At 58.2% G+C, this 10,420-nt stretch carries 11 protein-coding genes; 6 read left to right on the forward strand and 5 right to left on the reverse strand.

Going from position 1 to position 10,420, the window contains the following annotated elements:
- The coding region (locus B0G75_RS31530; RefSeq protein ID WP_146142556.1) for a TolC family protein at window positions 1–213 on the forward strand (213 nt) is incomplete at its 5' end.
- Window positions 214–350: 137 nt separating this feature from the next.
- Here the strand turns inward: B0G75_RS31530 and B0G75_RS31535 are convergent.
- Window positions 351–1,676, reverse strand: a complete 1,326-nt coding sequence (locus tag B0G75_RS31535) for an epoxide hydrolase family protein (RefSeq protein WP_106313926.1) — start codon at window positions 1,674–1,676, stop codon at window positions 351–353.
- 464 nt (window positions 1,677–2,140) lie between these two features.
- On the opposite strand from B0G75_RS31535, the gene B0G75_RS31540 reads away from it, so the two are divergent.
- Window positions 2,141–3,097, forward strand: a complete 957-nt coding sequence (locus B0G75_RS31540; protein ID WP_106313927.1) for an enoyl-CoA hydratase/isomerase family protein — start codon at window positions 2,141–2,143, stop codon at window positions 3,095–3,097.
- Window positions 3,098–3,138: 41 nt separating this feature from the next.
- On the opposite strand, the gene B0G75_RS31545 is transcribed toward B0G75_RS31540, so the two are convergent.
- A complete protein-coding gene (locus B0G75_RS31545) occupies window positions 3,139–3,813 on the reverse strand; it encodes a VOC family protein (protein WP_106313928.1) in 675 nt (224 codons plus the stop codon).
- A 392-nt stretch (window positions 3,814–4,205) separates the two neighbouring features.
- Between B0G75_RS31545 and B0G75_RS31550 the strand changes: the two genes are divergently transcribed.
- A complete protein-coding gene (locus tag B0G75_RS31550; protein ID WP_106313929.1) occupies window positions 4,206–4,916 on the forward strand; it encodes an SDR family NAD(P)-dependent oxidoreductase in 711 nt (236 codons plus the stop codon).
- Between the two features lie 195 nt (window positions 4,917–5,111).
- Here B0G75_RS31550 and B0G75_RS31555 read toward each other — a convergent pair whose 3' ends face one another.
- The 3 genes from B0G75_RS31555 to B0G75_RS31565 all read right to left on the reverse strand — a co-directional run bounded on the left by B0G75_RS31555 (window position 5,112) and on the right by B0G75_RS31565 (window position 7,876).
- Complete coding sequence (locus B0G75_RS31555; RefSeq protein ID WP_106313930.1) at window positions 5,112–6,134, reverse strand: LysR family transcriptional regulator; 1,023 nt, start codon at window positions 6,132–6,134, stop codon at window positions 5,112–5,114.
- Window positions 6,135–6,470: 336 nt separating this feature from the next.
- Window positions 6,471–6,893 carry a DUF3331 domain-containing protein gene (locus B0G75_RS31560; protein WP_181309394.1) on the reverse strand — a complete coding sequence of 141 codons (423 nt, stop codon included), beginning with the start codon at window positions 6,891–6,893 and terminating at the stop codon, window positions 6,471–6,473.
- 350 nt (window positions 6,894–7,243) lie between these two features.
- Window positions 7,244–7,876: a DsbA family protein gene (locus tag B0G75_RS31565; protein ID WP_106313932.1), complete on the reverse strand. Its 633-nt coding sequence runs from the start codon at window positions 7,874–7,876 to the stop codon at window positions 7,244–7,246.
- 394 nt (window positions 7,877–8,270) lie between these two features.
- Here B0G75_RS31565 and B0G75_RS31570 point away from each other — a divergent pair, with 394 nt between their 5' ends.
- From B0G75_RS31570 to B0G75_RS31580, 3 genes are all read left to right on the forward strand, one after another.
- Complete coding sequence (locus tag B0G75_RS31570; RefSeq protein ID WP_106313933.1) at window positions 8,271–8,726, forward strand: hypothetical protein; 456 nt, start codon at window positions 8,271–8,273, stop codon at window positions 8,724–8,726.
- 424 nt (window positions 8,727–9,150) lie between these two features.
- Window positions 9,151–9,798 carry a response regulator transcription factor gene (locus B0G75_RS31575; protein WP_106313934.1) on the forward strand — a complete coding sequence of 216 codons (648 nt, stop codon included), beginning with the start codon at window positions 9,151–9,153 and terminating at the stop codon, window positions 9,796–9,798.
- 185 nt (window positions 9,799–9,983) lie between these two features.
- Complete coding sequence (locus B0G75_RS31580) at window positions 9,984–10,361, forward strand: response regulator (protein WP_181309395.1); 378 nt, start codon at window positions 9,984–9,986, stop codon at window positions 10,359–10,361.
- Window positions 10,362–10,420: the final 59 nt, after the last annotated feature.

Genomic DNA, 10,420 nt, shown 5'->3' on the forward strand with positions numbered 1-10,420 from the left:
CTGAACCAGCGCGCGCTGTCGATTGCGCAGCAACGGTACAAGGCAGGTGCGGTGGATTTCCTCGACGTGCTGAACGTGCAGAAACAGTTGCTCGATGCGCAGAGTAATCTCGAACAGAGCAAGGCCGACGCTGACGCGAACCTCATCACGCTGTGCAAGGTGCTCGGTGGTGGATGGGAATCGACGTATGCCAGGCAGGACAGTCCTCGTTGAACCACCGTTCTGCCGCGTGCGACAAGATGTGCCTACGAGGCCCATGTTCTCGTCGCTGACCTCCCTCAAACAGAAGGTCAGCGAACAGGCACTTTACGATCCCACCAACCGTTCCGATGTCGCCTATATTTTTGCGTTCACCGCAGAGACCGGAAGCTCACGCGAACTTCTTCCGAGAAAAGTTGCGGCTGCTCCCAAGCCGCAAAATGTCCGCCTTTGGGAAGGCGATTGTAGTGAATCAGCTTCGGATACGCCTTGGCTGTCCAGCTTTGCGGCGCAGCGTAGATTTCATCTGGAAAGACGCTGACGGCAACCGGGATGGCAACGTGCTTCGGAGCAAAGAAGTTGAGCTTGTTCTCCCAATACAAGCGGCCTGACGAAATTGCCGTGTTCGTGAGCCAGTAGAGCGTCACGTTGTCGAGAACGTCGTCTCGCGTAAGCCCCTCGGACTGACCGTCGAACACTCGTGCGATAAGCGCCTGGCTGGCTGAGTCGTGGTCGAGCATCCACGCGGCGAGGCCGACAGGCGAATCCTCAATGCCGTACAACGTTTGCGGGCGGTTCGCCATCTCCAATGCGTAGCCAAGGCCGTGCTTGTAGAAATAGTCGAGCTGATCGAACGCGTGCTTTTCATCAGGCGAGAGACCTGCCGGCGCCGGCTCTCCGAGCTTGAGCGCCTGTGCGATGTCGTCCGGCACAGTTGCCGGCATGTTGGTATGAATGCCGAGCAGTTCCGGCGGTGCCAGCAGAGCCATCTGCTCCGTAACAGCATTCCCCCAATCGCCACCTTGCGCCACATATCGCGTGTAGCCGAGCCGTTTCATCAGTACGACCCACGCGCGTGCGATGCGAACAGGATCCCAGCCAGTCGCCGTCGGTTTGCCTGAGAACCCGTAACCCGGGAGCGATGGAATCACCACGTCGAATGCGTCCGACGCCGACCCGCCATGGGCGGTCGGATTGGTCAGTGGACCGATGATCTTCAACTGCTCGATGATCGAACCGGGCCACCCGTGCGTGACGATGACAGGCAACGCATTGGCATCTTTCGAACGAACGTGGATGAAATGAATGTCGACCCCATCAATCTCGGTGACAAATTGCGGCAACGCGTTCAGCCTCGCTTCGACTTTGCGCCAGTCATAGCCGCTCACCCAATAACGCGCGAGCTTCTGCATTGTCGCGAGTTGCACGCCTTGTGACGCATCAGTCACCGTCTCGCGGTCTGGCCACCTGGTTGCCTTGATACGGCTCTTCAATTCGATGAGCTGCGATTCCGGCGCGTGCACACGAAGCGGACGAATAGCGGTCTTGTCACCGCCGCTCGACTTCGTGACTTCAGTGATAGTTTGATTCGTTTCCGCAAAAGCAAGTCGACTCAACGAGCCCGCAACAGCGGCCGCCGCTGCCACACCGATAAATCGGCGGCGCGACGGGGTCTGGGGAAGAATATTGTCAACCATACAAGCTCCTGTTTGGCAAATAGTCCAATGAGGCGGAGCGATGAGTGCGGCAGTACCGCAATATTCTGGGCAAGCGCCTTCACGATTGTCCAATTGAGCCGCCTGTAGAGGCAGCCAGTTGGCAAGCCTCACATCGTTATCGCTTCGACCGGCCGCAAACCGCAGTTCGCAGTAGTTGTAGCGATTGTGTGGAAGCAAGCCCTCCGGGTAAATGGCCAGCTTAGAACAACAGTTGTGTCGGTCGCGAACAAATCCGTTGGCTTCGACTTTTCCAGTCATCGCCGTATGGATTGAGATCCCGTATTACTTCGCATCGCTCAATATATTTCGCCGATTCTTGATTGTCCGGTGCAGTCATGTTCATTGGTATCTGCCGAACCGGTGCCTACACTAACTCGTGTGGACCCGATGTCCCGTGCATTCTTTCCTCCCCGAATTTCCTCGGCATCAAAAAGGAAGCCAACATGAAACTGACCCAACTGCTGATGGCACTCGTCGCAGGCCCTCTGTTTTTCAACGGCAGCGCGATAGCACAGAACGACCAGGCGAGCGGCGCTGCGAATCAAAGTGCACAGCCGGAAGCCGGTGCGCAGCAGGAGTTCAGGATCAAGCACGTGACGCCGGCATACTGGCGCGTCACCATCGACCATCCGCCCTTCAATATCTTTGGTCCGGAATCCATACCGCAATTGAACAGCGTGATCACCCAGATAGAGAACGATCCCGAACTGAAGGTCGTGGTGTTCGATAGCGCAGTACCCGGTTTTTTTCTGACTCACTACGACTTCATACCGCCCCTCGAAGTCACGACGCGCATGCCGCCCGGTCCGACAGGGATGGCGCCGCTACCCGATATGCTCACTCGCCTGAGCCGCTCTTCCGTGGTGTCGATTGTGTCGATCCGGGGCCGGGCTACGGGCGTTGGCAGTGAGTTGTCCCTTGCGTCCGACATGCGCTTCGCCAGCCGTGAAAAAGCCGTGCTCTCCCAATTCGAAGTGGGTGCCGGATTCGTTCCCGGGGGCGGACCGATGTCCCGTCTTCCCCGTCTAATGGGACGAGGCCGCGCACTGGAAATTCTGCTGAGCGGCAACGATATCAACGGCGAACTTGCCGAACGCTACGGCTACGTCAACCGCTCCTTTCCGGATGCCGAATTGGACAGGTTCGTCGATACCCTCGCCCGCCGCATTGCATCCTTCGACAAGCAAACCATCGGGGAGATCAAGCACTTCGTGAACATTGCTACTCTCCCTCCCGATAGCGAAGTCGGGCCGCAGTGGGACGCATTCATTACCTCCGTACAACGTCCAGCGGCACAGCGGGACATCAAAAATCTGATGGAACTCGGACTGCAGAAAAAGCCTGACGTCGAAATTCATCTCGACCGGTACACCGGCCAGGTCAATCAACCGGACAAGTAATTCCACTCGTTCGTAGCCGGGCGAGGCATCAGCCGCGAGGTTCATGCCGGCGGCTGCGTGCCGGCCTGCTCTGCAACGATATGGTCGGCATACCAGTCCGGCCAGTTTTCGTCATGCTGTCCGGAGAGTTTTTCGTATTCGCCATGCGCGGCCGCGGCGCGTCGTAGCGCCCCTGCGAGTTCCACTGCCGAAGTGAATGTCGTGGCGTACGCGTCCACTCTTCCGGGGAGTCGGGTGGTGACCTCCTGGAAGACCCAGCCATTGCCGTCAGGATCGCTGAACGAAGCGAACGAACCATAGCTGCTCCGCGCCGGTTGCGGGCCGCTCACGCGTCCCTCCTTGCCCGCGCGATGGAAAAGGCCGCCGGCATCATGGAAAACTTCGCTCACGTCGATGCCGCGCTCGACAAGCTCAGCGTGCGCCCTGGTTATGTCGGACACAATGAGATGAAGTCCCTGCACCGATCCCGGCTCTTCCGTCGTGACGCCCTTGCCGAAAAGGATTGAGCATTGCGAGCCCGGAGGCGTGAAATGGACAACCCGAAATGAATCATCTTTCGCGATATCGACGTCGAGCCTCCAACCTAACCTGACGTAGAACGGCTTGGCGCGATCGATATCGGAGACCGGGATGACAACGATCTCGAGCTTCATGTCGACCGTCTGCGCTGTACCTGTGGCCGTCCTGGCTTCGTCGCGTGTTTGTGCATTGCTCATGTCAAGCTCCTCGTGTTTCGGTGATTCAAGGGTGACTGATGGGTTCTATCCTGGCGACTCGTCTAGCTAATCTGGAATGCCGGACTCCTTGCTGTTCGGCCTGACCGGATTGTTGTATCCGATGGCTTACCAAGAGGCAGGATGAACATGCAAGAAGTCTCCAGTAAAGATCCCCTTTCAAAAAGCTTCAAGTAGGCAAATCAATAGTGAACAATTCTCAGACCCAGCCACCTTCAAGCCGCGCGCGTCGCACCTGACTTGTTCCTCGCACGCAAGTCTGTTTGTCGCCGGAGGGTATTCGAACCCGGTGCCAAAGCGCCTAGATTAGCCTCTTATCGGAGCCGTGGACCCGATCAATGGCAGCGTCCACTCAATCGATTCGGAGGTTCTCCATGAGTACGCCACAAAAGGTCGTTGTCGTTACCGGCGCCTCACAAGGCATCGGCGCAGAAGTCGTCAAGGCGTTCCGCAAGCTCGACTATCGCGTGGCGGCCACCGCACGCAGCATCAAGCCCTCCGAGGATCCCAACGTCCTGACCGTGACTGGCGACATCGCCGATCCCGACACCGCCCGCCGCGTGATCAGCGAAGCCGTGGCTCGCTTTGGCCGGATCGACACGCTCGTCAACAACGCCGGCATCTTCGTCGCCAAACCCTTTACCACCTATACCGCCGAAGACTATGCATCGATCACGGGTGTGAACCTGAACGGCTTTTTCTACATCACGCAGCTCGCCATTGCTGAAATGGAGAAGCATTCCAGCGGCCATGTTGTCAGCATCAGCACGACGCTGGCCGACTACGCGATCGACGGTGTGCCTGCGGTGCTCGCCGCGCTCACCAAGGGCGGCCTGAACGCGGCAACCCGCTCCCTCGCGATCGAATACGCCAAACGCGGCATTCGCGCCAACGCGGTCGCGCCAGGCATCATCAAGTCGCCGATGCACCCGACGGAAACGCACGCGGCGCTCGGCGCGCTGCATCCGATGGGTCATATGGGCGAAATGAGCGATGTCGTGAATGCGATCCTGTATCTGGATTCCGCCCCATTCATCACTGGCGAAATCCTGCACGTCGATGGCGGTCAGAGTGCTGGTCACTGAACCCGACCGTGCGATGGCAGTCGCCGTCCCATACGACCCGACGGCCGCCCCTAGCCTTTAACCGGCGGCCGGTTTATCGACTTGGATCAAGGGGAACATCATGCCAATCGTCACGCCCCAAATAACCCGCAAGGAAGCGAGCCCAGGCGCCGATTCGGTCAACGCCGAATAACCTTCATTCCGCCGGTGCCCGGGTCACCGGCCCACCGATTCGAATGGTGAAGGCCGCGCATATCGAGCCTCAGCCGGCCGCCAGCTGTACTCTTCCCGATAGTCGTTCAACGGCAAAACAGTCGCGGCATCCCTGACGTCGTATCGAGCCGATGATCTGAAAAACTGGATGCAATAATCGACGAATGTCCTGAGCCTCGCCGGAAGCAGTTCCCGGTGCGAGTAGAAGAGACACATTTCGACCTTGCTGTCGAATGTCGTGCACTGCGGCAAGATATGCGTAAGCCGCCCGGCTTCGATATCCTCACGCACCATGGTCTCCGGCAATGCGGCAATGCCGGTCCCCATGACTGCTGCTGCCCTGAGCAAAATTTCGTTCCCGTCCATCGACGACATGGGAGACACGCTCACCCGTGTTTCGCCCTCGAGCAGATCGACGACGTCCACGCCTTTTTTCCGCGAATCCGTGTCCAGCAGAAGAAAGTGATGGTTCAGCTCGGCGGCGGTCAGAGGAACACCGTACTGTTCCAGATAAGCAGGCGCTGCGACGAAGATACGCTGTGACTTCGACAACGTGCGGCGAATCACGGCAGACTGCTCGACAAGATGCGGCGGAAGAATCGCCATGTCGAATCGGCCGTCGTACAGGTTGGCGGCTCCCTCCTGAACGGAGACGATCAGATTTACATTGGGGGCAATGGCGTGATAGCCCCGCACCAGGCGCGAGAACGTTTCACTCATCAGCATCGGATGCACGATCAGCCGCAGCTTTCCGCTGTCGACTTCACGTGAGCGCGTAATGCGACGATTGGCTTCGTCGAGTTCTTCGAGCAAACGGCAGCAACTCTGGTAGTAGGGTTGCGCCGCTTCAGTCAAAGAAACAGACCTTGTCGTCCTGAGCAAGACTCTCGTCTGGATGCACCCTTCGAGCTTGGCGATCGCTTTCGATACCGACCCCGTGGTCACATTCAGAGATTCCGCAGCCTTGCTGAAGCTTTGATACCGTGCGGCGGCAACGAATGCACGCAACATGTAAAGCTGGTCCATCTCGCACCTCACTGTTCAATGTAGAGATGTAGAGCAGAATATTCAGGCGCCGCGAATCGTCGCTGGCGAGACAATTCAAACGGCCGGGAAACGAATGAAGGGTAAGCGCGAACGCTGCGTGGCACCATTGTTCGATATGGTGTAACGCATCGTGCACTCGCGTGCTCGACTAATACGTTCGGATGCGCGCGCCTATCCCGCCTGTATGCTCTTTCGGCAATTCTTGCGTGGTCTCAGGACACGGCTATCGCGCCGCATCATGTAGTGGGGAGACGTCGCGGCCCTTAGCGGGCGCACGAATACAGTAAGGACGTCGGCTGGCGAATTGAGAAGCGTCTAGATCGGGCTGGTCTGCAACGGCTCGATTGCGTTGAGGGCCGATTCGAGGATCATCGCGCGGGCATTGACCGGCGCGGGCTTCGAGCGCTGCGGATGAAATATGCGGTCCCCGCGCCTGATCCGTTGCCCGCTCAACACGCATGTCCCCGACACCTTGGCGTTCGCGACCCGCCAGACCTGAGCGCCGTAGAAGCAGCTGGTCGGGTCCCGCCACGCAATGGTCACGGTGAGCGAGGTGGTCCGCTCAATCAGACTCACTTTCAGATGAGGCAAGTGACCAGTACCCGGCATCGCTTTGAAACCATCGGACGTCCCGCGTGTTGGCACCGGCCTCGTATCGGCGTCCGCGTCGGGGCATCGAAATCCCGATGACAACAGTCGTATTGTCTGACCCCACGGGTCCATTCGGCTGATCAGCATGGCCGCGCTCCTCATGAATCGAAACCTAACGTTTCATTCTCGCTGAACCGGATGTTAAGCCGGTAACAACACTTTAAGCGCCCCGAACAGACGGCCGATGGCTCAAACGCCCAAGGGCGGCTGCCGCTTGTCACCTATCGGAGCGTCCGCGTATTTGCTTCGAAGCCATGATATGGCCATTAGAGTGTGGATAAAATACGCGCTCAGGAAAAGGGCTTTTTCCTCGGCACTACTTCTGGCGTCGGCCCGATTCCTTCCCTGCATACACCTGGCGCCGCACGTCCGCGCCCGGCGATCGGCATGACTGCATTCTTGCGCGACGTCCTACGCTCTCCGCCCAGTCGGTGCGCTTATGCGGCGAGGCGCATGAGCGTCTGTTGAACGCTGGCCGCCGTAGCGTAGCCCGAACTAACCTGCGCGATCTTTCCGTTCTGCTCGACAAACAACGATGGGAAACCCGACACACCCAAACGGCGGGTCAGCGCGAAATCCGCGCGAGCGGCCTGTATCGCTTCGTCGGAGGACCAGACGGCGAGAAACGTATCGGCGTCGACGTCAAACCCCTCCGCCTTCAAGGCCGGCGCGCCGATGCCCGCGAGAACCTTACCGTCCGTGGTGTCAAGTCCATCGACATAGAATGCCCGCTGGAACGCGCCGAAGACCGTCAGCAGGTTAGCCGCGGGCTTGATCAGACGTGCCGTCACTACCGCGCGGCAGACCGGTTCGGTGTCGTAGACAAAATTCTTCCTCGCCAGCAACGCTTCACGATTGAATCGCGCGCCGCTCAGTTGCTCGACGCGCGCCCAGTGTGTCAGGCGAAACTGCTTGCCTGCGTCGTCCAGAAGCTGTGTGGAGCCCGCGGCGAGGCCACCGAGCACCACCTGTACTTCAAGGTCGGGCATCGCCTCTACGAGGGTTGTCATCTCCTTGTTGAAGCCATAACACCAGGAGCACATTGGATCGCCTAAAAATATGAGTTTCATCGCTAATTCCGTTAGATTCCACTGTTGCGCTGGCCCGTTGCGCCGATCGTGAAGAACACGTGATAAGCCGCCGGGCGGCGTCGGGTGGAAGGATCATAGAACCGAATCGCGATGCCACGAACCACGCCAGCCTCAATTCACTCTTTACATCGTGTAACCAAGGCCTTGCTGTTCGTCGATAGCTGCGTGCAGGTGTGGCGCGGGCGGTCTGCCCGTATCGATAGGCCTGAGACCGGATTTCGCCCCCCATTGCATATACGGCCGTATGAGTTCCACACGCTTTTTCATTGGCACTGCCACCCGTTCGTACAATGGTTTTCAGCGGCTCGGCCATGTACCTTGATCTCATCGCGAGTGCGGCCGTCTCGCACGCCACCACCTGGAGGGGCGAGTCGTGGATCCGAGGGAAGCAGCAAATCCGGTGATCAGCCTGCATGGCGACGCGCTCCCATCAGCACCGCGCGGGATGCACACCGAAGCCACCACAGTGAATGCGCTCTCCGACCGGGTGTTCAAAACACTGGTGCTTGTCGTCTGCGGGTGGTCTCTGATTGAAGCGCCACTAGAATTGGGCGGGGCCGACGTCCACGCCGGGCTGCTTGCCCTGCTCGTGTCGAAGCTCGTCGTGGTCGGCACGGGTCTCGCTGCCGTTGCCAAAGCACGTTTCGCTCGCGGAATTTTTGCCTTTCTCTGCGGCGCGAGCGTGTTGGCCATCGCACCTGCGCTTCCGATGGAATTCAACCATTCCTTCGCGATAGCAGTCTTTTCTTCGATCGAATGCTTCAGCAAGGCCGCGTGCGTCATCGCATTCGCCGTCGCGTCGGCGCGCGAAAAGCGGTCTTGCGAGTAATAGCGTATTCGAAAGAAATGCGCTTGCGCGCCGACGCACCTATTTGAGGAGGGAATCATGTCTCGCGTATTGCACAACTGGATTTTTGTGGGCACTCGCGCCTACGACGAGTACACCTTCGTTCCGTGGCTCAACAAAAACGTGTATAGGCGGACGGTGGATCTGAGTCGTGTCTGCCTGCTGTGAGTCAATCCGCGAACGCGCGAATGCGAACGGATGCTTCAGTCATGAGGACCATTCGATTCGTCAGAAGAAACAGCATCCCTGCCCAATCGTCGCTCGGCTACCGGGTAATGGAATAGATAGCGACGCAATGAAACGAAGGAAGACCATGCGCAACAGGTAGCGATAAGCGCGAGCATTGCTTACTATACGAAAAGCGGCGGTGTCGGCTTAGCGTAACGAACTTTTCGAAGATCGAGCGATGAAACATGACAACGTTGGGGCGGGAAGTGAATCATTGCCGGACTCACTTGTTTATGTGGTCGACGACGACGAGTCCATTCGAGGCGCCCTGACCTCTCTGCTCATGTCGGTTGGAATTCACGTGCGCGCGTTCGAATCGGCCGACGATTTTCTCGCCGCGGACATGCCGGACGTGCCGAGTTGTCTGATTCTCGATGTTCGTCTGCGAGGCACGAGCGGCCTGACGTTGCAGCAGGACCCCTTCAAAGAAAGTGTTCGATTCCCGGTCATATTTCTCACCGGACATGGTGACATCGAGATGTCCGTCAAGGCAATGAAGGCGGGTGCTTTCGATTTCATGACCAAACCCTTCAAGGATCAGGATTTGATCGATACGATCGCCGCGGCGCTCAAAAGGGATGGCGAATTGAAACGCCAGGAGAGAATCGTGGCGGGTATCCGTCAAACCTACGATTCGCTGACGGCGCGCGAGCGGGAAGTCATCAGGCTGGTCGCCGACGGACTGTTGAACAAGCAGATCGCCGACCTGCTGTGTCTGAGCGAAGTGACGGTCAAGATCCATCGCGCACAAGCGATGCACAAACTGCAGGCGCGCTCGGTGCCCGATGTCGTCAGGAAGTTACAGCAGGTGTTGCCTCTGCACTAAGGCGTCGGATTGCAATTTCCGGAGTCGCTGTGCGCTATCCGCCGTTCCCGGCCGGGAGCGATCGCGGCTAATACGAACTGTCACTAAAATCATTCTAAGGTCTTATTGTCGCCTGTTCCGTAGGCCTGTAATTTGCCCAGAGGGTTCAGCCTTTCTGAACCCTTTCGATGCCCTGCGGACTCGAGATGAGAACAAAGCGCTCTCCTGCAGTTATTGGGGTGGTGGACGACGACGAATTCGTCCGGATGGCGACATCCAGTTTGCTTCGTTCGGCAAACTGGAAAGTGATCGTTTACGAGTCCGCCAGCCATCTTTTAGGAGATATGCGCCGCTCGGCATTGAAGCTTGTTGTCGCGGATATTCACATGCCGGGCATGGACGGTTTTGCGCTGCTGGAATCGATCAAACTATGGAAACGGCCGGTTCCTGTTATTTTCATTACCGCCTACGCGACGCAAGAGCTTCTCGAACGAGCGGAAGCCAGCGGAGCCGCCGGTTTCTTCTCAAAGCCAGTGGACGACGCGCGGCTACTCGCACTAATCGGCGAGATATTGCGGAAGTGAACTGGCTGAAATTCGTCGGTCCGTCAGCGTGCGTGTCGCGACTGTCTGAACCTGGCGCC

It is taken from the genome of Paraburkholderia sp. BL18I3N2 (assembly GCF_003001875.1).
Classification (GTDB): Bacteria; Pseudomonadota; Gammaproteobacteria; order Burkholderiales; family Burkholderiaceae; genus Paraburkholderia; species Paraburkholderia phytofirmans.